Origin of the sequence: Citrobacter sp. RHBSTW-00017, assembly GCF_013797615.1 — a bacterium.
In the GTDB taxonomy this organism is placed as follows: domain Bacteria; phylum Pseudomonadota; class Gammaproteobacteria; order Enterobacterales; family Enterobacteriaceae; genus Citrobacter; species Citrobacter braakii.
The window spans coordinates 2,142,225-2,165,888 of record NZ_CP056899.1 but is presented as its reverse complement, the minus strand read 5'-3'; the positions used below and the strand labels follow the sequence as shown (position 1 = coordinate 2,165,888).

The following is a 23,664-nucleotide window of genomic DNA, read 5'->3' as shown; positions in this document are numbered from 1 at the left end:
ACGCTCCCATTGGGCGGCACTGGCCGCGGTTTAACTATCAGTCAAAATGTTTCCCAATTCGTATCTTGTTCATTGTTCTGGCGCGGATAGGATGCGGCCGCCGTTGCAGGTAATCGTGTATCGCGCGGCTTAGCCGACGCCGGACGTGACGCAAGGCGGAAAGTCGACACAGACTGCGTCAGGCGGCTGGCCTGTTCTTCAAGAGCAGCGGCAGCGGCAGCCGATTCCTGTACCAACGAGGCGTTCTGCTGCGTAACGCGATCCATCTCGGATACCGCGAGCGCCACCTGATCAATCCCCCGGCTTTGCTCGTCGGAGGCCGAGGCAATCTCGCCCATAATGTCGGTCACCCGCGTTACGGCATTTACGATGTCGTTCATCGTTTCGCCTGCGCTTTCTACCAATACGGACCCGGTATCCACTCGGGAAACAGAATCCTCAATCAACGCTTTGATCTCTTTCGCTGCCTGCGCACTGCGACTTGCCAGATTACGCACTTCGCCCGCCACCACTGCAAAGCCACGGCCTTGTTCACCGGCACGCGCCGCTTCAACCGCCGCGTTCAGTGCGAGAATGTTGGTCTGGAAAGCAATACCATCAATAACGCTGATGATGTCGGCGATTTTCTTCGAGCTATCGGCGATTTCGTGCATGGTGTTCACCACGCTATCAACCACTTTGCCGCCATGCTGTGCGGTATCGGAGGCGCTTTTCGCCAGTTGCGAGGCCTGACGCGCGTTGTCCGCATTTTGCTTCACGGTTGCGGTCAACTGTTCCATGCTGGCTGCGGTCTCTTCCAGCGCAGAGGCCTGCTGTTCAGTACGAGATGACAGGTCGGTGTTCCCGCTGGCAATTTCGCTGGTCCCGGAATAAATCGCATCAGAACCTTCACGTACCAGGGTGACGGTTTCCGTCAGCGAGCGCTGCATATGATCAACCGTACTGGCCAGCTCGCCGATTTCATTACGACCGCTGACGGCCAGGGTCGCGGTCAGGTTACCGCTGGCGATTTCCCGAATATGGGCAATGACGCGAGACAGAGGATTAAGCAGGGTATGGCGGATGCCGTACCACACCACCACCAGAATCAGCACCAGCACTACGGCCAGCACGCCAAGCTGCCATTGGGCGAAGTGGTAATCCCGCGCACTTTTATCGAATGCCTGAGCGTAAAGCTTTTCGCTAACGCTGGCGTACTTGCCCAGCGCCTCACCGAGCGCGTTTTGCATTCCCTGAGTCGGTTGCGCGAAATAGGCGTCCATATTGCCGTTCTCCAGAAACTGAACCAGTTCGGTTAAGGCCGCATGGTACTGCTGATATTTCTCCTCAACGTTGCCGCTGGCTTCTGCCATCTCGGGTAACGGTGTGATGTTTTTAAATTTTGCGTAATGTGTTTCGGCCTGCGCCAACGATGCTTTCGCATTCTTCAGCAGATCGTTTTTCGCGCTGCTTTGCTGGTTGGACGCGTCCATCATCATGCGTGCAGAAGAGCGGCTTAAATTGATACGTGTTTGCAGCATCAGATCCCATGTTGAGGTGAGTTCACTTTGCTGCTGTCGAAGATCGTTAGAAATAACAAAACTTTGCTGATTCTGCTGCAATGAAGAAAACAACAGACCACCGGAAACAAGCTGTAGCAGTGCGAAAACCCCCAGCACCATCATCAGCATTGTGACAACGCGGATACGGTTAAACATAAGGCACCTTCCTGAAAACGAGTTATCAACGTTATCGGCAGTCGCTGAGATAACTTTACGTTTGCGAAAAGGAAATCCTGAAGGGACGTGAAGCCTCGCGGAAGGAGGGGAAGACGGGTGTACGGCAACCACAAATCATTCACATAAAAACGTCACAATTATCATGTGAATAACATTCAAATTTATCTGTGGGCGCGGTCATATTGGATGAAATAGTCATTATTTCGTGACCAAGATCACAAATACATATCCTCTGCACCACAACAAAATGGATAAAAAATTAAAAAAAGTTGTATCAGCTGGCGCTTTAATTCAATTTATATGATGAATACTTAGTTACCAATTAATAAATATAAAAAATGAGTAACCGAACAATAAATGTTAAATCCTTACTGAGGGCTTTTTAGTGGCAAATGCAAACAAACTCACGTTGTTTATCGTGATCTTCATGTTGGCGGGGATCCTGTCAGGGGCGGTGATCCACTCTTATGCCGCCCCCGGCGTAGTGTCCGCCTGGGCCGATAATATTACGCTTCTCACCGACATCTTTTTGCGCCTGATTAAAATGGTGATCGCACCTTTAGTATTCAGCACCCTGACCGTCGGTATTATGCGCCTGGGGGAAACGTCCACCATCGGGCGCGTAGGCGGCAAAGCGATGATCTGGTTTATCAGCTCTTCCATACTGTCTATTCTGGTCGGTCTGTTTGTGGTTTCTCTTGAGCAACCCGGCAGCGGGCTGAACCTGGCGATCCCGCTGGAAGCCACTGATACCGGCCTGGCCGTGAGCGGCATGAGCCTGAAAGGTTTCCTGACTCACACCATCCCAACCAGCATAGCCGAGGCGATGGCCAACAATGAGATCCTGCAAATTGTGGTGTTCTCGATGTTCTTCGGTATTGGTGGCGCATCCCTTGGTGAGAAGTTCAATGCCCCGCTGGTTGCCGCGCTGGATGTGGTCTCCCACATTATGCTTAAGGTGACTGGCTACGTGATGTACGTTGCGCCGCTGGCCATTTTCGCCGCCATTTCCTCCGTTATCTCCACCCAGGGTCTGGGGATCCTGCTTAACTATGCGTCGTTCATCGGCGGCTACTATGTGGCTATTTTGCTGACCTGCCTGGTTCTGCTGGCGGTCGGTTATGTCATGCTGAAAAAAGAGGTTTTTCGTCTGGTAAGCATGCTGAAAGATCCGGTTCTGGTCGCATTTACTACCAGCAGCTCGGAAGCCGCCTATCCAAAAACGCTGGAGCAATTAACCAAATTTGGTTGCTCGCCTAACATCGTGTCATTTGTATTGCCTATCGGTTATTCATTTAACCTGGTCGGCTCGATGGTTTACTGTTCATTTGCCTCGATGTTTATCGCGCAGGCCTATAACATTCACCTCTCCTTTGCAGAAATCACCGTCCTGATGCTGACGCTGATGCTGGCGTCAAAAGGGATTGCCGGCGTGCCGCGTTCTGCGCTGGTGGTGCTGGCAGCAACCATTCCGAGCTTTAATATTCCGGTTGCCGGGATTCTGTTACTGATGGGTATTGACCACTTCCTGGATATGGGACGTTCAGCAATCAACGTATTAGGTAACGGGATTGCAACGGCGATGCTGGCACAAGATGAGGGTTTACTGGAAGAAGAACCGGAGCTGGTTGAGCGGGAAGCGTAAAGGGAAATCTGCCGGATGCGCTACGCGTATCCGGCCTACAACCGCAATCATTGTAGGCCGGATACGGTATAGCGGTTACGCGACGTGGCTGGCGGCAATATCCAGCAGCGCCATTTCTTCGCTATTGAGCAGCTTCTCAATGTTAACCAGAATCAGCATCCGGTCACCCAGCGCCCCCAGTCCCGTCAGGTATTCCGTCGACAGCGTTACGGCAAATTCCGGTGCCGGACGGATTTGATCCGTTGTCAGCGACAGCACATCCGAGACGCCATCGACCACAATCCCGACCACCCGCTGGCCCAGATTCAGCACAATCACCACGGTGTTTTCGTTGTAATCCACATCGCTCTGGCTAAACTTCACGCGCAGGTCAACAATCGGCACAATCACACCGCGCAGATTGGTGACACCTTTGATAAACGCAGGCGTGTTAGCAATACGCGTCACCTGATCGTACCCACGGATTTCCTGCACTTTCAGGATATCGATACCGTACTCTTCATCCCCCAGCGTAAACACGAGGAATTCCTGACCTGACGGTTCGCCGGCCAGTTTAGTTACATTACTCATACCGGTCATATTATTCCCTTCTCACTCAATCAGGCGGCTGTGATCGCCACACGTTGTTCGCGGTTTAATCCCTGCAATGCAGAGACATCGACAATCAGCGCGACGCTGCCGTCGCCGAGGATCGTTGCTGCAGAAATACCTGGCACTTTGCGGTAGTTGCTTTCCAGGTTTTTGACGACCACCTGGTGTTGACCAATTAACTGATCGACCAGCAGCGCGTAACGACGCCCTGCACTTTGCAAAATCACCACAATACCTTGAGTCGCTTCGGTTTTTGCGCCTTCAACTTCAAAGACTTTCCACAGCTCAACCAGCGGTAAATATTCGCCACGCACTTCCAGCACGCGCTCTCCTCCGGCCAGCGGATGGAGATCTTCTTCGCGCGGTTGCAGTGATTCCATAACGGCATTCAGCGGCAGAATAAAGACTTCGTCGGCCACGCGCACGGACATGCCGTCGAGGATCGCCAGCGTCAGCGGCAGCAGAATTCGGATAGTCGTCCCCTGTCCCTGTTTGGACTGGATCTCAACATGGCCCCCCATCTCCTGGATATTTCGCTTCACCACATCCATACCCACGCCGCGGCCAGAGACATCCGTCACCTGTTCAGCGGTCGAGAAGCCCGGGGCGAAGATCAGCATACCGACTTCGTCATCGCTCATGTTTTCGTGGATCGGCATCCCCTGGGAGATAGCTTTGGCGAGGATTCGTTCACGGTTCAGACCGGCGCCATCATCGGTGACTTCAATACAGATATTCCCGCCCTGGTGCTCCGCGGAAAGCGTCAGATTACCGATTGGGCTTTTCCCGGCTTCAAGGCGTTTTTCCGGCAGTTCAATACCGTGATCGAGGCTGTTACGCACCAGGTGCGTCAACGGATCGATGATGCGTTCAATCAGGCTCTTGTCGAGTTCGGTTGAGCTTCCACCTGTGTCAGTTCGACCTGTTTACCCAGCTTACCGGCCAGGTCACGCACCAGACGCGGAAAACGGCTGAACACATACTCCATGGGCATCATACGAATCGACATCACCGACTCTTGCAAGTCGCGGGCGTTACGTTGTAACTGACCCATACTGGTGATGAGATCGCCATGATTGACGGGATCCAGTTCGTTAGAACGTTGTGCCAACATAGACTGGGTGATGACCAACTCACCGACCAGGTTAATGAGCTGATCGACCTTCTCAACCGCTACGCGGATACTGGTCGACTCGCTGGCGCGGGCGGGTTTGTCGCGTTCCGCGCGTCCGTTTGGCGCTTCACTGGCGGCGGCTTTTGCCGCTGGCGCAACGGCAACCGGCTGCGGCTTCGCGACAACGGCTACCGTTTCAGCTTCTGCTTCAGCTTCAGTTTCAACGGCTACCGGCGCTGCGCTGACGGTTTCGAATTCAATCTGATCAGCTTCAATCACAAAGCACAGCACCGCGATGATGTCATCTTCTGCGAGGTTGCCATCAAGCGTTGCTGACAACGTGTCGCTCCCTTTCACCACATCGGTTAAGGTCGCCAGATTCCCCAGCTCCTCTTCCAGTAAATCCACTTCATTGGCTTTCAGGCGCGTGAGAATAATGCGTTTCTTGCTCTCTTCACTTGCAGACTCAGGCTGTGCAACCGCCTCTTCCTGCATTGCAGCGCTGTCAACAACGCTCAGTTTTGCGGTGTTGACGACTGCCGGTGCGGTTTCACCTTTCGCTTCGAGCGCTAACTGTCGTAACGCATTACAAATGTACTCAAAGCTGGCGGCATCCGGCTCCTCTGAGTTTTTATAGGCGTCGAGCTGTTCCTGCATAATATCTTTCGTTTCCAAAAACAGGTTGATAATGTCGGCATTGAGCTGCATCTCGCCACGCCGCGCTTCATCCAGCAGGTTTTCCATCAGATGGGTCGTTTCCTGCAAAATGGTAAAGCCGAAGGTGCCCGCCCCGCCTTTTATCGAGTGCGCAGCACGAAAAATTGCATTCAGCTGTTCGGAATCCGGGGCTTCAGGAACCAAATCAAGCAGGTGTTGCTCCATGTCAGCCAACAGTTCGTCAGCTTCATCAAAAAATGTTTGATAAAAATCGCTTATATCCATGCTCACGCTATCACCTCGGATTGGCTGGTGGCGATGTGGGAACGCTTGCCGGCGGGAGTTCCGCTGGCTGTTGTAAGACACTTACCGGCTCATTCTGGCTTTCAGCGTTTTCATGCAAAATGGCCTCTTCCGCCTGCTTATTGAGAACCAGCAGGCTAATACGGCGGTTGATAGCGTCTTCAGGACCGCGATCGCTCAGACGCATCGTGGCGGCCATACCTACCACACGTAATACTTTTCCATCATCCAGACCGCCGCTAACCAGTTCGCGACGCGACGCGTTAGCGCGATCGGCGGACAACTCCCAGTTGCTATACCCTTTTTCACCATTGGCGTAAGGGTAATCATCCGTATGGCCGGAAAGGCTGATTCGATTAGGAATGCCGTTAAGCACTGGCGCTATGGCTCGCAGGATATCGCGCATATACGGTTCCACCTCAGCGCTACCGGTTTTAAACATCGGGCGATTCTGACTGTCGATAATCTGTATCCGCAGCCCTTCCTGAACTAAATCAATTTTCAAATGCGGGCGCAGCGCACGCAGTTTGGGGTCAGATTCAATCAACTGATCGAGATCGCCGCGAAGTTTGCTCAAGCGGCTTTGTTCCATGCGTTTTCTCAGATCATCGATATTCGGCTGCTTGTTCACCTCTCCCTGCTGCTGGGTGTAATCATCCCCGCCGCCTGGAATGGGACTTTGGCTATTCGAAATACGATTTCCCCCGGTTACCGCAGTAGCCAGCGGCGTACGGAAATATTCGGCAATCTGGATCAATTCTTTAGGGCTAGAGATGGAAATGAGCCACATCACCAGAAAGAAGGCCATCATCGCGGTCATAAAATCGGCGTAGGCGATTTTCCACGAACCATGCGCCCCACCACCGTGACCTTTATGCTTGCGTCGCTTTACAACGATAATGGGATGGGCCTGATTTTTCATGCGTCCTCGGTCGTCTGCTGCGCAGTTGGATTTCTCACCGCACGAACATGCTCTTCCAGTTCGATAAACGATGGACGTTCGCTGGAATACAGAGTCTTACGACCAAATTCGACGGCAATTGGCGGCGCGTAACCATTCAGATTGGAGAGCAGAGTTATCTTCACACACTGCATCATTTTGGTGGTTTCAGCGCTTTTCTGGCGCAGAACGCTGGCAAGCGGAGAAATAAATCCATAGGCCAGTAAAATACCGAGGAATGTCCCTACCATGGCATGTGCAATCAGCGAACCCAGTTCAGCCGCCGGACGATCGGCAGAAGCCAGCGCATGGACAACCCCCATGACCGCCGCCACGATCCCGAACGCCGGTAATGAATCCCCCACCATCGCCAGACTGTTGGCCGGGACTTCGGCCTCACTTTCGTGCGTCTCAATCTCTTCATCCATCAGCGCTTCAATTTCAAACGTGTTCATGTTGCCGCTGATGATCAGACGCAGATAATCGACAATGAAATCAAGCATCACGGCATCAGCAAGAATGCGCGGATAGCTGGCGAAAATTTCACTCTCTTTGGGGTTTTCGATATCGCGTTCAAGCGAGAACATGCCCTGCTGACGTGACTTGGCCATCAGGCGATACAACAGCGCCAGCAGATCCATATACATCGCTTTGGTGTATTTTGAACGACGAAAAAGCATCGGGATGGCTTTCATCGTCCCCTTAATGGCTTTCCCGTTATTGCCGACGATGAATGCCCCAATACCCGCGCCACCGATAATCACCAGCTCAGCCGGTTGATAGAGTGCCCCAAGGTGTCCGCCGGTCATCATGTAACCGCCGAAAACTGTACCAATAACAACCAGGTAACCTAATAAGATAAGCACGACATCATCCTTTCGCAATTGACTATGACAGGATGCGCAGTCGGGCAGTTAACTCAAGGTCAGGACAAAAAAAAGCAGCGGTAATTGCTTACCGCTGCTGGAGTGTTTGTCCACACCGTATCAGTTAAACAGCCTGTTCGATCTGTTCATCCAGCAGTTGTGGAATAATATCGGCAGCATTCTGGGAAAGTTTACGTCTTTTTACGGCGCGTGATGGCGGTTGGCATAAACTGCAGGCAAAGCTGCCTGCAGGTTGGTGAGCGTGGGTAATAAAATTCCCACCGCAGCAATTGCATCGGGACAACTCCAGCAATCCGCTGTCGACAAAACGCACCAACGTCCATGCGCGAGTTAACGCCAGCAGTGGCCCTTCTTCTGGCTGCGGGCACTGCTCAAGGTATAAACGATACGCTTTGATCACGGCATCCACGCCGCTGCACAAACCAGTTTTGAGCAGGAATTGCCATGCGTTGCAAAACATCGAAGCATGAATGTTTTGTTCCCACGTCATAAACCAGTCGGTGGAGAAAGGCAGCATCCCTTTTGGCGGAGGGCTGCCGCGTAATTCTTTATACAGCTTGATAAGTCGGCCACGGCTTAATTGCGTTTCGCTTTCCAGCATTTGCAAACGGGCGCCCAATGTGATTAATTCCATCGCTAGCTGGATATCACGCGCTTCCTGAACAATGCTTTTTTCGCTCATCATCAAGCCCTTTTCTTGCGCGCTGCTTCATCGATGTCGCTTAACAGTCGCGTTGAAAGCATGATACCGGTATGAATTTGCTGAAGATCGTCAACGCGGGAGTCTTGCGTCAGGCGAGTAACGGTCTGGTGATCGTCGAAACGGAAATGACAGACCAGTTGGTTTGTTTCAGCCAGTTTGACCATTTGTGGAAGTGTTAATGTTGCCAACGTGTCCGCCATTTCTTCGCTGATACCAAGGCGAAACATCGCAGATGCTTTGTCCTGAACGATCAAACGCTGTGCAAGCAATAAATATGACAAATTGATGTCATAGATGTGTTTCAGCAACTCGGATGTATGCATTATTTGCATCCATAATAACCAACATTGTTTTCATGCGGTGAAACCGCACCCCGTGATGTCGCCGGGAAGGCCCGGTAAAAAAAAGCAAAAGGTCAAATACATAGCAGCGTGACGGCACTTACGCGTTGTCTAAACATTCCCTTTTCAGAAAGCCGCGCCCCTTACAAGCTCACATCAATTCTTACAAATGTCTAAGATTTTTCCTAATTCGACGCAACTCTACCCGCCGCCCGTTACACATACAACGTAGCTATGCTGCGAATTTGAAGAATATGTGACATAGATCACATAAACCAGCTAAACACTTAACATAAATCCATCAGCACAGCTTTTACTTTGCTTATTTTTTAATCTCAAGTTCGCCATTTCAATTCCTGACATACGAATATTCTTGCAATAAAAGCGAATAGTATTTTGTTCACAAACGTTAATATCACCTTGTGAAATAGCGAGCTTGATCACATATTTAATGTAAAACACTATTTTAATTAAATCCTTTATAAACAATGAGTTAAATATTAAGGGTGATTAATTAATACCGGGTAGTGATAACCCGTTAAATGTTAACTTATGTTAATTTTTAATTAACACATTGTTTTCATTAGCGGTGAGTTTTACTTAAGTAAGCTGAACGTATTTCCAAGTTATATGACGCAATTATTCTATTTATAAGAATAATTAATGAATAAGCATGATGACATTCACACTATCCGGGAAGGAAACGTTGCAGTATGGAGTAAGCCGAGCAATGCTGAGAAACCCTCTCATAATTCTTGAAAAAAGGAGCGAGTTATGAGCTATACACACATTCTTGTGGCCGTTGCCGCCACCCCTGAAAGCCAGCAGTTGTTAGCCAAGGCGGTTTCAATCGCTCGCCCTGTCAACGCTCGTATTAGCCTGATAACCCTGGTCTCAGACCCTGAACTGTATAATCAGTTTGCAGCACCTATGCTGGAGGACCTGCGTGAAGTGATGCAAGAGGAGACTCAGGATTTTATCGACAAGCTCAGCAAAGAAGCACAGTACCCCATTGAGCATACCTTTATTACCTATGGGGCACTGAATGAACATATTCTGGATGTATGCCGTAAACACGCGGTCGATCTGGTCATTTATGGCAACCATAACCACAGCTTCTTTTCGCGCGCATCCTGCTCATCAAAAAGCGTGATCGGTGCCAGCCACGTGGATGTTCTGCTGGTTCCACTGGCTGGAGATTGACCTGCGTTTTCTGAGCGTTACGCCAGTTTAGTGCAGGGAGAAACGTTGTCTGGCAATGGCTGTTTACTCTGACGTTGGATAACTTTTTCCAGATCGCAAATGAACCTCGCCTGCCAGTTGTCGATATCGTTTTTAATGATAGTTTCGAGCATCTCAGCGTGGCGGGAGATACGCTCAGCAAGCGGCATCGTCAGAGCCTGGTTTAATGCGCCAGCCACTTCGTCGCGGTCATAAGGATTAACAATAAGCGCGGCAGTTAGCTCATTCGCGGCCCCGGCAAATTGCGATAACACCAGCACGCCGGGGTTGGCAGGATCCTGCGCGGCCACGAATTCTTTCGCAACCAGGTTCATACCATCTCGCAGCGGCGTCACCAGCCCTACATCAGAGTAGCGGAAGATTTTCATCAGCAATTTACGATCAAAGTACTGGTTCAGATAATAGAGCGGCGTCCAGCCCAACTGCCCATATTTACCGTTAATCCTCCCCGCTTCAGTCTCCAGTTGGTGCCGAATATCCTGGTAGGCCTGCACCTCTTCACGCGAAGTTGGCGCTATCTGGGTGTAGCGAATTTTACCATGGTGCTGCGGATAGTGTTCCAGCAGAGCCTCATAGGCCTGAAAGCGCTCCGGCAAACCTTTAGAATAATCCAGACGCTCAACGGAGAAGATATTCTGCACATTTTTAAGTTCTGCTTTCAGTTGCGCCAGCTTCGGCGGCAAAGGGCCGGAAGCCTGACGGGCGATCTCATCCGGCTCAATACCGATGGGATAGACCTGGGTACGAAACGCTTTTCCCCATGCGCGGTGGTGCTGCTCGCTCTGAGTGGTTACCTGAGTCTGGGCTGCCAGACAATCCAGAAAAGCCTGACGATCGTTCTCGGTCTGGAAACCGAGTAAATCAAAATCACACATCTGCTCAAGTAGCGTCTGATGTGGGGGTAAGGCATTAAAGATTTCCGGCGTCGGAAAAGGGATATGCAGGAAAAAACCGATACGGTTATTCACGCCGCGTTTACGCAGCTCGCTGGCAAACGGCAACAGATGGTAATCATGAACCCAGATTATGTCGTCATCGCTGAGCAGCGGCAGCAGTTTATCTACCAGCAAGGCATTCACCCGCTGATAGCCCTCCCATGCATGACGCTGAAACTGCACCAAATCGAGGCGATAATGAAATGCAGGCCATAAAACCGCATTAGAAAACTGGCAGTAATACTCTTCGTAATCCTGTTCACTCAAATTAAACGAAGCCCAGGTAATATTGCCACGCGTGACTTTTTTTAATGGTTTGTCCTCATTACCCGTGTCGCCACTCCAGCCAAACCACAGGCCACCAGCAGCCTTCAACGCGCCCAGCACGCCGACGGCAAGCCCACCTGCGCTCCCTTTGTCATCGGGTGAGGCGATACGATTAGATACTACGACTAAACGACTCATAGCCACCTCTTCTGTTATTCGTTGCTTTCGATTCTTGCTGCGAAGAGTTAATTTGTTCCAGCCAGTGCCAGACATCACTCACGCCATCCAGACGCCATGTCGCCTGCGTCGCTCCATTCCCCACCTTCACGGAAATGCCCCCTGCGCGATTAACCACGCCAAATCCTGTTTCGTCCGTCAGATCGTCACCAAAAAAAACGGGGATCCGTCCGGCAAAAGGTGCTTCCTGCATAAATGCGGCAATTGCGTCGCCTTTGTTCGTACCCTTTGGTTTTATCTCCACAACGCATTTTCCGTGCTGTAAAGCCAACTGCGGCCATCTGTGCGTGATGCGCTCAGCCAGATTAATTAGCGCCGCTTCATGTTCCGGGGCCTGGCGATAATGCAGTGCGAACGCCATCCCTTTTGCTTCAAGCGTTGTACCCGGCATCGTCGCCAAGGCGGTACTTAATAGCTCTCCTGCTTCGCGCTCTATTGCCGCAGCCAGGCGCACTATATGAGTTTGACCATTGATGTCACGGCGCTCTGCCCCATGCACTCCGGCGAGCGGAAAACGAAAGGGAGTGGTAAGCGCGTCAAGCTCAGCCATCGAGCGCCCTGAAATCAATGCCAGCGCACCCGCATTATGCGTCGCCAACTGATGTAATAACTGCAGGATTGTCTGAGGGACAACGACCTGGTCTGGATAAGGTTTGATCTCAGCCAGTGTCCCATCGAGATCAAAAAAATAAGCACAGCTTGCAGATTGTTCAGGGGGTAAGATCAGTGATGCTGTCACCCGGTTATCCTCCTCATCATGGTCTGTACGCCGCGCGGATCGCGCCGTATATATGATGTATGACGGATATAAGTATAGACAGTGTGACCATGCTCGCCATTTGGAAAAACAATCGCCAGCCGGGTAGCGGCTGGCGATGAGCTAAAGCTAGACTAAAAAGTTGGGGTTAAAATCATCAAACAGTACGCTTCGCTTTTTGCTTGTAACGGTCGAAGATCACCGCCGCCAGCAGGATCAGACCACGTACGACATACTGTGCGAACGGAGAGATGTTCAGCAGGTTCATTGCATTCTCAACCGTTCCCAGAATCAACACCCCGGCTACCACATATGAGATTTTTCCGATGCCGCCTTTAAGCGAAACGCCCCCTAACACGCACGCGGAAATCACGATCAGCTCATAGCCGATTGAGGTCATTGGCTGGCCGCTGGTCATACGAGATGCGAGGATAATCCCGGCGATGGCGGATACCAGCCCGGACAGAATAAAGATAATAATTTTGGTACGAACGACCGGAACCCCAGCCAGACGTGCCGCCTCTTCATTCCCCCCAATGGCCAGCGTGTTACGCCCAAACGTGGTTTTATTGAGCAGCAAGCCAAAAACGATGAAACAGACGACCGTGATCCAGATAGGTGCCGGCAGACCAAACCAGTTGGCGTAACCGAGAGTGAAGAAGCGCTCGTCTTCAATCCCCACCGCCTTACCGTCGGAAATAATGTAGGCCAGACCACGCACAATCTGCATCGTCGCAAGGGTCGTGATCAGGGCGTTAATTTTCAGCCGCGCAATCACGAACCCATTCACCAGACCACATAGAATACCGAGCAGTAGCCCGGCAGCCACGCCAATCCACAGGCTTTCGGTCATATTAATGACCACGGCTGTAGTGACCCCGGCGCAGGCAATCACGGAGGCAACGGACAGGTCGAAGTCACCGGATGCCAGGCAAAACAGCATCCCACACGCGACCATACCCGACATCGATACCGCCAGCCCCAGCCCCTTCATGTTGATGAAAGTGGCAAAGTTAGGCACAAAGAGGGAACAAACCAGGAACAGCGCGGCGAACACGACCAGCATCCCGTATTGATCCCAAATGCGACCAAGATTTAGCGCCGACTTTGCAGCACCTGAACCCGATGTTGAAACGGAAGACATCATTCTCTCCTTATTCAGGCTACAGCCTGGCTAACTTTTGGCATAGCAAGGCTTAACGCCTGGCGCTCATCCGCCTGTTCATGAAGTAACTCACCGGCAATTTCGCCTTCTCTCATCACCACGATACGGTCGGCGACACCGAGCACTTCAGGCAGATCGCTGGAAGCAAACAGCACGGCCACGCCGCGCGCCGCGAGGGCATAAATCACGTTATAAATTTCATGCTTGGCGCCCACATCAATACCGCGTGTAGGTTCGTCCAGCAAAATCACTTTCATCTCTTCCGATAACCAACGGCCGAGAATAGCCTTCTGTTGATTACCGCCGGAGAGGTTCATAATCAGTTGCTCCGCGCCCGGCGTTTTAATATTGAGTGAGCGAATATGATGATCAGCATTGGTCTCTTCCCAGCCGTGATCTTGACCCTCCATCTCCGAACAGCTTTTGTATCTTAAGTTAACGATGTCCGCTGCCGCCGGTATTCCCTCGGGGAGTGATATCCCAGCGCGCTGTGCGGGTGGTTTTCATTGTAATGCGTGAACGCTACTGCAAGGTTTCGCAGTGCTGTTCTCACATCCGGTTTTGGCATGAACGCGATATAGTCTTCTTTCATCGTTTTCACGAACCGTTCGGCCATGCCATTACTCTGCGGGCTGCTCACCGCTGTTGTGCAGGGCTCCAGATTCAGCTCTCTCGCGAACCTCCGCGTTTCATACGCGGTATACGCTGAACCGTTATCCGTCAGCCACTGCACCGCTGTGTCGGGCAACCTGTCGCCGAAGCGCTTTTCCACCGACCTCAGCATCACATCCTGCACGGTCGAACTGTCATAGCCTCCCGTGCTTGCTGCCCAGTCTATGGCCTCACGGTCGCAGCAGTCCAGCGCGAACGTTACCCGCAGTTTTTCGCCGTTGTCGCAGCCGAACTCGAAGCCATCTGAACACCAGCGCATATCGCTTTCTGCCACCGCTATCTTGCCCTTATGTTCACGCTTCGGTCGCTCTGGTTTGTGATGCAACAACAACAGGTTATGCTCACGCATTATCCTGTAAAGCCGTTTGGCATTCACAGGTAGCTGTCCCTCTGTGCGACGTTGCTTGCGCAGGATGCCCCACACGCGTCGATAACCATAACTCGGCATATCGCTGATAATGTTGAGGATAGCCGACAGTATTTCTGCGTCTGCTTCTTCATTACGCCGGTTACAGCGCCTGTCCTGCCAGTCGGCAGAACGGTTAATCCGCAGTGACAGTTGCGCACGCGACACGCCCATGGTCCGGCAGACCATGGCTATTCCCCGTCCTTTGGCAACAAGGGCGCGTGCGCTATCCATTTTCGCGACTGACCGTACTCCACGGCTTCTTTCAGGATCTCAACTTCCATCGTCTTCTTGCCCAGAAGGCGCTGAAGCTCCCGGACCTGCTTCAGAGCAGCAGTAAGCTCAGAAGCAGGAACGACTTCCTCTCCAGCCGCAACGGCGGTGAGGCTGCCTTCCTGATATTGCTTCTTCCACTTAAACAGCAGGCTGGGCTGGATACCATGCAGGCGGGCGACATGGGAGACATTCATACCCGGCTCCATCGTCTGCTGGATAATGGCGATCTTCTCCTGAGGAGTTTTACGTTTACGGACTTCTTGCCCTAACAGGATCCCGGTCATCTCAAAATTGGCGTTAGTGTTAGACATATATTCAAGCCTATCTCTTATCTGGAGATACAGCTACTGTCCGGTGTTTCAGGGGGCTACATCAGTCTCTTCCCAGCCGTTGTTGATCACGCATCCGCCCAGAACATGTTTACGACGGGCACTGATGTTGATGTTGTTACGTACCGAATGGACCGGAATGATCCCTTCAGCCTTGCGATCTTCCGGGCACAGCATCATCCCCGCTTCAATGGCGTGGCTCGGTTTACGGATATCAATAGGCTGTTCATCGATAAACACCTGGCCTGCCGTGATACGCGTGCCGCCAAACAGACCTTTCATTAATTCGCTACGTCCGGCGCCCACCAGTCCAAACAATCCAACAATTTCACCACTGCGCACTGATAAACTGATCGGGGTACGCACGCCTGGGGCTTTGACGTCATGCAAACGCAGGCGCTCTGCACCATAAGGTCTGGATTTCCAGCCATAAATATCACCGAGGTCGCGTCCGACCATCGCCTGCACCAGCGCGTCGTGATCGACCTGCTGCATATCCGTGAACGTTTTGACGTAATGACCATCTTTAAACACGGTGATGGCATCGCTAAGGGCAAAGATCTCCTCCATACGGTGCGAAACGTAAAGGATGATGCGCCCTTCGTTGCGTAGCTCACGGATGACGCGAAACAGATTCTCAATCTCGCGCGCTGAAAGGGAGCTGGTCGGTTCATCAAACGCGATAATTTTGGCGTTGCGCGCCAGCGCTTTCGCAATCTCCACCATCTGCCATTGACCAATGGAGAGGTATTTCAACGGCGTATCGGGATCGATATCCATGCCCAGATGCTTGAGCTGAAGCCCCGCTTCATAGTTCAGCAGCGAGCGGTTCACAATCCCGCCTTTGTGCGGCATCTGCCCTAAATAAATATTCTCGGCAACGGTCATTTCCGGGACGAGATGCAGCTCCTGGTAAATAATGGCAACACCGGCGTTCAGCGCGGCATTGGTGTCCGCAAACGAAACCTCTTGTCCACGGATCGCCAAAGATCCCGTCGTTGGCGCATAGTTGCCGCTGAGAATTTTTAATAGTGTTGATTTCCCGGCGCCATTTTCGCCCATCAGCGCATGCACCTGACCGGCATAGCAGTCGAAACTGATATCCGTGAGCGCTTTAACGCCGGGGAACGTTTTGCCAATGCCGCGAAATGAGAGATACGGGGTAGACTGTTGCATAACGTCTCCGTGAGTCAGATCTTTATGCCGGATAGCGGCTTTGCCTTATCCGGCCTACTGAGTACGCAATTCGTAGGCCGGATAAGACGCGTTGGCGTCGCATCCGGCATTTGTGTTACTTACCACCTAAGCCTTTCTTCGCCAGTTCTTCTTTAAAGTTATCGCGGGTAATCAGCACCACATCCGTCACTTCAGTAAACGCCGGTGGCTCTGCACCTTTCGTTACCCAGTTGTAGAGCATCTCACTTGATTTGTAGCCGTGAACGTCCGGGCTTGGCAGGAGTGAACCGTAGAACCCGGTCGCTTCGCCTTTGGAGAGTTCGCTCACGGCATCAACGCCGTTGATGCCGATACCAATCACATTCGGCGCTTTGAAGCCCTGCCCTTCGGTCGCACGTACGCCGCCCAGCACGGTGTTGTCGTTCATGCCAACAATCAGCCAGTGTTTGACTTCAGGGTGCTGAACCAGCATGGAGTTAGCGGCATCGAATGCCCCGGGGATGTCATTCGATTTTGTGGGGACCTGGTAGATCTGTTTTTCCGGGAAGCCTGCGGCTTTAAGCGCTTCCATTGAACCCGATGTACGGCGACGCGCGGTATCGAGTTCATTCGCGGTAATGGCCATTACCGCTGTGGATTTCACATCCCAACCGCGCTTTTGCATCTCCTTATACAGTTCCTGGCCCTGGCGCTCACCAATTTTGGTTGCAGCCATCATCACCAGCGGCACGGTATCCATCGGCTTACCTTTGGCGTTAGCAAACTGGTCGTCGACGGCAATGACTTTCATATCGTAGCCACGCGCCTTGGCCATAATGGCAGGCCCGAGTTTGGGGTCCGGCGTACAAATCACAAACCCTTTTGCGCCACTTGCAGCCAGGCTGTCGATGGCGTTAAGGGTCTTCTCACCATCCGGGACGGCAATTTTAATCACCTCAAAGCCAAGGTCTTTACCGGCTTTATCGGCAAATTTCCATTCAGTCTGGAACCACGGTTCTTCCGGTTGTTTGACCAGGAAACCGAGCTTCATGGATTCAGCGATAGCGGATTGTGACATAATGGCAGCCAGACCGATGGCAGCCAGCGCTTTAGTGAATTTGTGCATGGTTAACTCCAGCTTTAACGTTCTTTTATGTAGGGTAAAATCAGACGATTTTTTGTAATTCGGACGTAAAACAAGGCATTACCTTTTAGTGATAAGATCAATGCCAGTGCTGAGAGTAGTTTTAGCGGGAAATTGATTCTCCATAAGAGAGCGGCATCACACCACAGAATTACAGTAATTGCGTACATAAATTCAGCGGGAAATGACATAAAAAAACGCGGTTTTGTCGACGGGAAAAAAGAGGGATAGCAGATTAATCCATAACATCAGCCAACGAATCCTTGTTCCCGAATACCGAAGCATTCGGGAACATGATTACCATCGGTAATAAATGTGGTCAGCGTGATCGCGAACCGGAATGTCATCTCCCAGCAGGCGCGCCGCAAGCGTCAACGCAAAATCGAAAATATGCCCTAATCCTTTGCCGCTAATCAGATTGCCATCTTCAACAACCGGCGCATCGATATATTCCCCGTCCGTGACGTTTTGCCACAGATCTCCTGAGCAAACATAGCGACGTCCCTTCAGCAGACCATTGCCGCCCAACACGCGCGCGGCCGCAGAACATACCGGGCAAATGAGCTTTCCTGCCTGATCATGACGAGATACAAACTGGATGACCGCCTCACTGGCGGCAAGATTAACGCTGCCCTGCGGCCCGCCTGGCAATACGACGGCATCGTAGAGATATGTCTGGCGCGCGGCCAGCGTGCTATCCATCACCATCGGTACGTCATGATAACTCACCACCGCACGTGACTCTGCGCAGGCCAGGGTTTCGACTTCGATATTCAGGCGACGCAGAATATCCAGGGTAACAATCGCCTCCGCCTCTTCAAAACCGGGTGCCAGCAGCACCGCAACCTTCTTCATATGTAACTCCTTGCTTGATCCACATAAACGAAACAATTAATGACGACCAGTGCAGACTGTTAAATTTCTCAATTTGATTAAAACTGATCTGGCGCAAAAAATTAGCCATCAGATAATTTGTACTAATCCATCCCGATCGTGAAATTGCCTTTCAACTTGGGCAGATAATCATCAGATGCCAGACAATACCTTATTGTGGAATTTAATTTTGTGATATGAAACACCATTTCATTATCATGAAAATCATTTAATGACATAAATTTCAACCTCTTACATTCATGTCATCTATATGCCAAAACAACAGAAGCATGAATACTGTTATGACAATATGTAAAAAAACATAAATACGCAGATTTAAGGATTTTCTTATACCAGGGCAAACGTTATGCTGAATCTCGATCGGAGCGAATATAATTCGTGATCACTAAAGGACCGGCGGAACGGATTTATTCTGCTAACAGTTTTAATTGTACGTAGAGGTGAAGTGCAGCGGCAGCCCGCTGTACTGGCGTGAGTAACGTACATCCCCCTTTCTGGAAATAAGGATATTGATATGGCTGCAGTTGGAATTGTTCATAAACTCAATACACAAATGAATCTCGAGTTCTACGCCTCGAATCTTTACCTGCATCTCAGCGAATGGTGCTACGAGCATAGCCTGACAGGTACAGCCACGTTTCTACGCACGCAGGCGCAAGGTAACGTGACTCAAATGATGCGTATGTTCAATTTTATGAAAAGTGCCGGGGCTAATCCCATCGTCAAGGCCATGGATGTGCCGGGTGATGAACTGAGTTCCCTTGAAGAATTGTTTCAGAAAACGTTGGATGAATATCAACAGCGTTCGAGTAAACTCTCGCGTTTAACCAATGAAGCTGAAGCATTAAACGATGCGCCAACCATTGATTTTCTTCACGACCTGGAAAAAGAGCAGCAGCAGGATGGCGTGCTGTTACAGACGATTCTTGATGAAGTCCGCAGCGCCAAACGCGCGGGGTTGTGCATGGCGCAAACCGATAAGCACTTGCTCAACGTCGTTAACTACCAGCATCACTAATCTTCAGTTTTCATCGCGTTAATGCCGGATAGCGATGCAGCGCACCTTATCCGGTCAACCTCTGATTTTCCCTGGCACGCGCCTCCCATTCTGCGAGGCGCAAAAAACCTTTCTAAAATCTGAAACAACGGTTTATTTTAGTGGGATTCATTCTGCGGCGTGAATTTCAACTCGATCAAGGCAACCGCTTTTTGTATTGCGCGCATAGTGACCGGATCGGCCCCTGCAGGATGGCTGGAAAAATCGATGTTTTTCAGTTGGCTGGACATTTTTTCCCGAACTTCTACCGGGGCAATAACATCAAGAACATCCAGAATTTGCTTGATAACCAGCTGACAGGCAACAACGTCCGAGAGCAGTTCCTGATCGGCATTCAATGTTTGGGACATAGTGAGCTCCTTATAGAAAGGTCGTCATAGTACCTATTCAGCGATCGAAACGATAGCCGCGCACACATTACAAATGCGCTGAAAATAAAAAAGGTCCAGTCAGTTTCTTTTGAGATGGCAAGCACAACATGAGTGAACAGTTAGCGGTTGAGAACCAACGCGGTCTTTCCCCGGCAGCATTACTTGTTGCCGGGGCTTTCTTTATGGAATTTATTGACGGCACGGTGATTGCCACAGCCCTACCCGACATGGCCAAAAGCTTTGGCGTACAGGCGGTAGACCTGAACATTGGTATCAGCGCCTACTTGATCACCCTCGCGGTGCTTATCCCCGCCAGCGGCTGGATTGCGGATCGCTTCGGTGCCCGAAAAGTGTTTACCCTGGCGCTGGCGATTTTTACTCTCGCTTCGGTTTTATGCGGTTTGTCCGAAAGCCTTGAGAGCTTTGTAGCAATGCGAATTTTACAGGGTGTGGGTGGCGCGCTAATGGTTCCTGTTGGCCGTCTCGCGGTACTGCGCACCACGCCTAAACATCAGTTGATCACCGCCATAGCGACCCTGACCTGGCCCGCGTTAGTCGCGCCTATCATCGGGCCACCGCTTGGAGGATTCATTACCAGCTATGCTAACTGGCGTTGGATCTTCTTTATTAACGTACCGCTAGGAATTTTGGCGATCGCGCTGGCGCTACGTTTTATCCCGGATATTCATGACGACGAGCGCCGTCCATTTGATATAGCGGGTTTTATCGCGACCTCAGTTGCGATGGTTAGCCTGGTGTATGCTATGGAGTTACTGGGAACCCAGCAGCCGCAAGGCTGGCTAACCGCCGGGCTGCTGGCGCTAGGAACCGTGACCTTTCTGTTTGCCCTGCATCATTTTCGTCGCACTACCTGGCCGATGATTCGTCTTGATGCCATGAGCGTCCCTACTTTTCGCGTCACCCTGTACGGCGGGTCGCTATTTCGAGCCTCTATTAGCGCTGTACCATTTCTGCTGCCGTTAATGTTCCAGGTCGGTTTTGGCATGAACGCTTTTCACGCGGGTTCGCTGGTTCTGGCGGTGTTTGTGGGCAATCTGACGATAAAACCTGCCACCACGCCGTTGATACGCTGGCTGGGCTTTAAGAAACTACTGTTAATCAACGGTGCGCTAAACGTCCTGGCGCTGTTGGCCTGTGCATTAATTACGCCGCAGACCCCGGTGTGGGTTATTTTGTTGGTGTTGTATCTGGGCGGCGTGTTCCGCTCAATTCAGTTTACCGGCATCAGCACGCTTGCCTTTGCGGACGTCCCCGGACCACAAATGAGCTACGCCAATACGCTGTTCAGTACGGCAACACAATTAGCGGTAGGCTTGGGCATTTCGTTGGCCGCTATCGGGATCCGTATCGGTGATGAGGTGAGTGAATGGCTGGCGTTAGGCAATATTCCGGGGATCAGTTTCCGGCTGGCCTTTGTCGCTATTGCGATTATTTGTCTGGTAGGTATGGTTGATACGCTGCGGCTTGCCCATGATGCTGGAAGCGCGGTATCTAGCAAGAACAAATAGCCCGGCAGGCGAACACCGCCGGGCCAACAGGATTTAGCCAACTATCTCGCGTACAAATGCTTCGATCGCTTTGTCCTGGCAGTTTTCAAAGAAGCACTGCTGGAAGCGCGGACCAGATACGGCGGTTTTTACCAGTTCAGGATCGATAGCGCGCAGAGTGTCCAGATAGTTTTCTTTTACCACCGCCGCTTTCACCTGGTTCAGGATCCCCGCGTTACGCACCTGCGGCTCTTTACGCTCTGGTGGATACCCTTCGCCGTTACGACCAGTGAATGCTTTTTCAAACATATAGCGCACATTCAGCTCAGCACCCCAGCCAAAACCTTTGGCGAATGCCAGAGAAAGCGCATTCCCGTTGTTGATCTGAGAGAACAAGAATGCGTCTGCCGGATCGAGACAGTAACCGCACACCACGCCCGGATGTATATTCAGTGACATCATTGCCCCCTGGCCCGTACCGCACCCCGTAACCACAAAATCCACGGCTTTGGAATTGAGCAGGATGCTGGCCATAATCCCTAAATGGATGTAGGTCAGATGATGGTCATTTTCGTCGCTCATCCCGACGTTATACACTGGAAAACCTTTCTCATCCGCAACGGCTTTAAGCTCGTTATGAATGATGGCATTTTTGCTTGCCTGGCTGTTTTCCATCATCAATGCAATTTTCATTCTGTAATCTCCTGAATGCGCTGCGGAGGCCCGCTGAAAGTCATAACATTCAGGCCACATTACTATTTTGCAAACTCGCTTTCAAATTTAATGAAATTTTGTTTTATAAAATAATGAGGTGCTCACATTTTTCCTGAGACAGCTCAGAATAGCCTCAATAAAATGACGTCGTTGCGATTAATCGCAGGTGATCTTCGGGCTATTCAAGCCATTGATGCGCCACCACATATGCCATGATAGCCTATCTCCGAACTTTCAGAGCGATCACATGAAGACCTTTATCCTTGCCCTTTTGCCGCTCGTGCTGACAGGATGCACTATTACTAAACAGGCGCAGGTCAGCGAAGCCAGTGCCATCACCGGCGTCGTTCGCCTGACCTACAACCAGGCCATGCTACAAACGGCGCGTACCGATGATTACGTGACCCAAGGCACAGCCACCAAAGAGTGTCAGCGCCTGGGTTATGCCAACGCAATGGCGTTTGGTCAGCCGGTATCAACCTGTAGCGTATATGCCGGTTCTCTGTGTTTAAATACCAAAATCACGCTCGCCTGGCAGTGTCACGGCGTTGCGGTATCCCAATCGCCTGCCTTCAATTATTAATATTTTCGACCAGCACATTATTGCTGGTCTTCTGCCTTTTCATTATTTATATTCCCCGCTCAATAGCGTTAATGCGTTTTATTCCCATTCGCATTTTTAATAAATAAATTTATTATTTTACCTTTTGCAAATAATTAAATAACAAATTATAGTGACGCCACGCTAATATATAATAACGTTTGTGGAGCACAACTATGCTGAAAACAGAAATGATCGACCAACTGAATGAGCAAATGAACCTTGAATTATATTCATCTCTGCTCTACCAACAGATGAGCGCGTGGTGCAGCTATCACAGCTTTGAAGGTGCCGCCGCGTTCCTGCGCCGTCACGCCCAGGAAGAGATGACGCATATGCAGCGTCTGTTTGACTACCTGACCGATACCGGCAGCTTGCCGTGTATTAACACCGTTCCTTCCCCCTTTGCTGAATATGCGTCTCTGGACGAACTGTTCCGTGTTACTTACGAACATGAGCAGTTGATCACCCAGAAAATTAATGAGCTGGCACACGCGGCAATGACCCACCAGGATTATCCGACGTTTAATTTCCTGCAATGGTATGTTGCCGAGCAGCATGAAGAAGAGAAATTATTTAAATCTGTCATTGATAAGTTATCGCTGGCAGGGAAAAGTGGCGAAGGTCTTTATTTCATCGATAAAGAACTGGCTACGCTTGATACACAGAATTAATGTTGTGGGGTAATGAAGGCAACCCGCCATCATTACCCGCTAAAATCAGTGACGGCAGATCTTGCTTTCGTGCGTAGAGAAGCCGTCTTCTTTTGCAATAAACTTTCCCTTCGCCGCTAAAAACGCCACCAGCTCAGCTGCCGACATATCCGCCGCAGAACAGGTGTGAAAACGAGCCTGCTCGCCAAACCGTGCCGTAATCGCCGCTTCAAGGCTGGCATTTGAATACTGCTCGCCAGATTCAATCATCATGTTGAGCACTTCGTGACCGTGAATAGATTCCATACTACCTCCTCAATAAAGTCCGTAGCCTAATGTGAACGGCACGGCCTTGCTTTGCGCTAACGCAGGTTTACCCGCA

General features: G+C 51.0%; 21 protein-coding genes and 3 pseudogenes. 6 read left to right on the top strand and 18 right to left on the bottom strand.

Annotated elements, in window-relative coordinates; genetic code table 11:
• Window positions 1-41: 41 nt before the first annotated feature.
• The gene (gene tar / locus HV037_RS10525) at window positions 42-1,697 is read right to left on the bottom strand and encodes a methyl-accepting chemotaxis protein II (RefSeq protein ID WP_046275660.1); all 1,656 of its coding nucleotides are present in this window, start codon (window positions 1,695-1,697) and stop codon (window positions 42-44) included.
• Window positions 1,698-2,103: 406 nt separating this feature from the next.
• On the opposite strand from tar, the gene HV037_RS10520 reads away from it, so the two are divergent.
• Window positions 2,104-3,363: a dicarboxylate/amino acid:cation symporter gene (locus tag HV037_RS10520; RefSeq protein WP_016156812.1), complete on the top strand. Its 1,260-nt coding sequence runs from the start codon at window positions 2,104-2,106 to the stop codon at window positions 3,361-3,363.
• Window positions 3,364-3,438: 75 nt separating this feature from the next.
• Here the strand turns inward: HV037_RS10520 and cheW are convergent, their stop codons facing one another.
• The 6 genes and pseudogenes from cheW to flhD all read right to left on the bottom strand — a co-directional run bounded on the left by cheW (window position 3,439) and on the right by flhD (window position 8,881).
• Window positions 3,439-3,942 (bottom strand): chemotaxis protein CheW, encoded by a 504-nt coding sequence (gene cheW, locus HV037_RS10515; RefSeq protein ID WP_003034638.1) that lies wholly within the window; start codon window positions 3,940-3,942, stop codon window positions 3,439-3,441.
• Window positions 3,943-3,962: 20 nt separating this feature from the next.
• Window positions 3,963-6,016 (bottom strand): annotated as a pseudogene (cheA, locus tag HV037_RS10510) (chemotaxis protein CheA).
• A 4-nt stretch (window positions 6,017-6,020) separates the two neighbouring features.
• Window positions 6,021-6,950, bottom strand: a complete 930-nt coding sequence (gene motB / locus HV037_RS10505) for a flagellar motor protein MotB (RefSeq protein WP_016153441.1) — start codon at window positions 6,948-6,950, stop codon at window positions 6,021-6,023.
• The gene (motA, locus tag HV037_RS10500; RefSeq protein WP_016153442.1) at window positions 6,947-7,834 is read right to left on the bottom strand and encodes a flagellar motor stator protein MotA; all 888 of its coding nucleotides are present in this window, start codon (window positions 7,832-7,834) and stop codon (window positions 6,947-6,949) included. Before motA ends, motB begins: the two co-directional genes overlap by 4 nt.
• Before the next feature lie 124 nt (window positions 7,835-7,958).
• Window positions 7,959-8,543 carry a flagellar transcriptional regulator FlhC gene (gene flhC / locus HV037_RS10495; RefSeq protein ID WP_085951062.1) on the bottom strand — a complete coding sequence of 195 codons (585 nt, stop codon included), beginning with the start codon at window positions 8,541-8,543 and terminating at the stop codon, window positions 7,959-7,961.
• Complete coding sequence (gene flhD / locus HV037_RS10490; protein ID WP_016153444.1) at window positions 8,540-8,881, bottom strand: flagellar transcriptional regulator FlhD; 342 nt, start codon at window positions 8,879-8,881, stop codon at window positions 8,540-8,542. The genes flhC and flhD overlap by 4 nt, the downstream gene beginning before the upstream one ends.
• A 792-nt stretch (window positions 8,882-9,673) precedes the next feature.
• Here flhD and uspC point away from each other — a divergent pair.
• Window positions 9,674-10,102 carry a universal stress protein UspC gene (gene uspC / locus HV037_RS10485; RefSeq protein WP_109018032.1) on the top strand — a complete coding sequence of 143 codons (429 nt, stop codon included), beginning with the start codon at window positions 9,674-9,676 and terminating at the stop codon, window positions 10,100-10,102.
• Window positions 10,103-10,119: 17 nt separating this feature from the next.
• Here the strand turns inward: uspC and otsA are convergent, their stop codons facing one another.
• The 8 genes and pseudogenes from otsA to HV037_RS10445 form a co-directional block, all read right to left on the bottom strand.
• A complete protein-coding gene (gene otsA / locus HV037_RS10480; RefSeq protein ID WP_181500315.1) occupies window positions 10,120-11,541 on the bottom strand; it encodes an alpha,alpha-trehalose-phosphate synthase in 1,422 nt (473 codons plus the stop codon).
• On the bottom strand, window positions 11,516-12,319 hold the full coding sequence (gene otsB, locus HV037_RS10475) for a trehalose-phosphatase (protein ID WP_016156815.1): 804 nt from the start codon (window positions 12,317-12,319) through the stop codon (window positions 11,516-11,518). The genes otsA and otsB overlap by 26 nt, the downstream gene beginning before the upstream one ends.
• 175 nt (window positions 12,320-12,494) lie before the next feature.
• Window positions 12,495-13,481 carry an L-arabinose ABC transporter permease AraH gene (gene araH / locus HV037_RS10470; RefSeq protein ID WP_016153448.1) on the bottom strand — a complete coding sequence of 329 codons (987 nt, stop codon included), beginning with the start codon at window positions 13,479-13,481 and terminating at the stop codon, window positions 12,495-12,497.
• Window positions 13,482-13,495: 14 nt separating this feature from the next.
• Window positions 13,496-13,900 (bottom strand): annotated as a pseudogene (gene araG / locus HV037_RS10465) (arabinose ABC transporter ATP-binding protein AraG); the annotation flags it as partial.
• Window positions 13,901-13,932: 32 nt separating this feature from the next.
• A protein-coding gene (locus HV037_RS10460; protein ID WP_117086587.1) for an IS3 family transposase occupies window positions 13,933-15,140 on the bottom strand; the annotation gives its coding sequence in 2 pieces (ribosomal slippage) (window positions 13,933-14,819 and window positions 14,819-15,140; 1,209 coding nt in all).
• A 93-nt stretch (window positions 15,141-15,233) separates the two neighbouring features.
• Window positions 15,234-16,361: pseudogene (locus HV037_RS10455) on the bottom strand (ATP-binding cassette domain-containing protein); the annotation flags it as partial.
• Window positions 16,362-16,476: 115 nt separating this feature from the next.
• A complete protein-coding gene (locus HV037_RS10450) occupies window positions 16,477-17,466 on the bottom strand; it encodes an arabinose ABC transporter substrate-binding protein (protein ID WP_003034602.1) in 990 nt (329 codons plus the stop codon).
• Between the two features lie 315 nt (window positions 17,467-17,781).
• Complete coding sequence (locus HV037_RS10445; protein WP_019077051.1) at window positions 17,782-18,339, bottom strand: DJ-1/PfpI family protein; 558 nt, start codon at window positions 18,337-18,339, stop codon at window positions 17,782-17,784.
• Between the two features lie 553 nt (window positions 18,340-18,892).
• Between HV037_RS10445 and HV037_RS10440 the strand changes: the two genes are divergently transcribed.
• Window positions 18,893-19,396 (top strand): non-heme ferritin-like protein, encoded by a 504-nt coding sequence (locus HV037_RS10440; protein ID WP_016153451.1) that lies wholly within the window; start codon window positions 18,893-18,895, stop codon window positions 19,394-19,396.
• A gap of 137 nt (window positions 19,397-19,533) precedes the next feature.
• Here HV037_RS10440 and HV037_RS10435 read toward each other — a convergent pair whose 3' ends face one another.
• Window positions 19,534-19,785 (bottom strand): DUF2766 family protein, encoded by a 252-nt coding sequence (locus HV037_RS10435; RefSeq protein ID WP_016153452.1) that lies wholly within the window; start codon window positions 19,783-19,785, stop codon window positions 19,534-19,536.
• 128 nt (window positions 19,786-19,913) lie between these two features.
• Between HV037_RS10435 and HV037_RS10430 the strand changes: the two genes are divergently transcribed.
• Window positions 19,914-21,335, top strand: a complete 1,422-nt coding sequence (locus HV037_RS10430) for an MFS transporter (protein ID WP_065554699.1) — start codon at window positions 19,914-19,916, stop codon at window positions 21,333-21,335.
• A gap of 33 nt (window positions 21,336-21,368) precedes the next feature.
• Here HV037_RS10430 and HV037_RS10425 read toward each other — a convergent pair whose 3' ends face one another.
• The gene (locus tag HV037_RS10425; protein ID WP_016153454.1) at window positions 21,369-22,007 is read right to left on the bottom strand and encodes an RpiB/LacA/LacB family sugar-phosphate isomerase; all 639 of its coding nucleotides are present in this window, start codon (window positions 22,005-22,007) and stop codon (window positions 21,369-21,371) included.
• Window positions 22,008-22,275: 268 nt separating this feature from the next.
• Between HV037_RS10425 and HV037_RS10420 the strand changes: the two genes are divergently transcribed.
• Together HV037_RS10420 and ftnA are read left to right on the top strand one after the other, a co-directional pair.
• A complete protein-coding gene (locus HV037_RS10420; protein WP_016153455.1) occupies window positions 22,276-22,611 on the top strand; it encodes a YecR-like lipofamily protein in 336 nt (111 codons plus the stop codon).
• 194 nt (window positions 22,612-22,805) lie between these two features.
• Window positions 22,806-23,303 (top strand): non-heme ferritin, encoded by a 498-nt coding sequence (gene ftnA, locus HV037_RS10415; RefSeq protein ID WP_016153456.1) that lies wholly within the window; start codon window positions 22,806-22,808, stop codon window positions 23,301-23,303.
• 45 nt (window positions 23,304-23,348) lie between these two features.
• Here the strand turns inward: ftnA and HV037_RS10410 are convergent, their stop codons facing one another.
• Window positions 23,349-23,588, bottom strand: a complete 240-nt coding sequence (locus HV037_RS10410) for a YecH family metal-binding protein (protein WP_016153457.1) — start codon at window positions 23,586-23,588, stop codon at window positions 23,349-23,351.
• Window positions 23,589-23,664: the final 76 nt, after the last annotated feature.

Coding starts and splice junctions, on each gene's coding strand:
- tar (WP_046275660.1), bottom strand. CDS start 1,697: ATGTTTAACCGTATCCGCGTTGTCACAATGCTGATGATGGTGCTGGGG.
- cheW (WP_003034638.1), bottom strand. CDS start 3,942: ATGACCGGTATGAGTAATGTAACTAAACTGGCCGGCGAACCGTCAGGT.
- motB (WP_016153441.1), bottom strand. CDS start 6,950: ATGAAAAATCAGGCCCATCCCATTATCGTTGTAAAGCGACGCAAGCAT.
- flhD (WP_016153444.1), bottom strand. CDS start 8,881: ATGCATACATCCGAGTTGCTGAAACACATCTATGACATCAATTTGTCA.
- uspC (WP_109018032.1), top strand. CDS start 9,674: ATGAGCTATACACACATTCTTGTGGCCGTTGCCGCCACCCCTGAAAGC.
- otsA (WP_181500315.1), bottom strand. CDS start 11,541: ATGAGTCGTTTAGTCGTAGTATCTAATCGTATCGCCTCACCCGATGAC.
- araH (WP_016153448.1), bottom strand. CDS start 13,481: ATGTCTTCCGTTTCAACATCGGGTTCAGGTGCTGCAAAGTCGGCGCTA.
- HV037_RS10450 (WP_003034602.1), bottom strand. CDS start 17,466: ATGCACAAATTCACTAAAGCGCTGGCTGCCATCGGTCTGGCTGCCATT.
- HV037_RS10445 (WP_019077051.1), bottom strand. CDS start 18,339: ATGAAGAAGGTTGCGGTGCTGCTGGCACCCGGTTTTGAAGAGGCGGAG.
- HV037_RS10440 (WP_016153451.1), top strand. CDS start 18,893: ATGGCTGCAGTTGGAATTGTTCATAAACTCAATACACAAATGAATCTC.
- HV037_RS10435 (WP_016153452.1), bottom strand. CDS start 19,785: ATGTCCCAAACATTGAATGCCGATCAGGAACTGCTCTCGGACGTTGTT.
- HV037_RS10430 (WP_065554699.1), top strand. CDS start 19,914: ATGAGTGAACAGTTAGCGGTTGAGAACCAACGCGGTCTTTCCCCGGCA.
- HV037_RS10425 (WP_016153454.1), bottom strand. CDS start 22,007: ATGAAAATTGCATTGATGATGGAAAACAGCCAGGCAAGCAAAAATGCC.
- HV037_RS10420 (WP_016153455.1), top strand. CDS start 22,276: ATGAAGACCTTTATCCTTGCCCTTTTGCCGCTCGTGCTGACAGGATGC.
- ftnA (WP_016153456.1), top strand. CDS start 22,806: ATGCTGAAAACAGAAATGATCGACCAACTGAATGAGCAAATGAACCTT.
- HV037_RS10410 (WP_016153457.1), bottom strand. CDS start 23,588: ATGGAATCTATTCACGGTCACGAAGTGCTCAACATGATGATTGAATCT.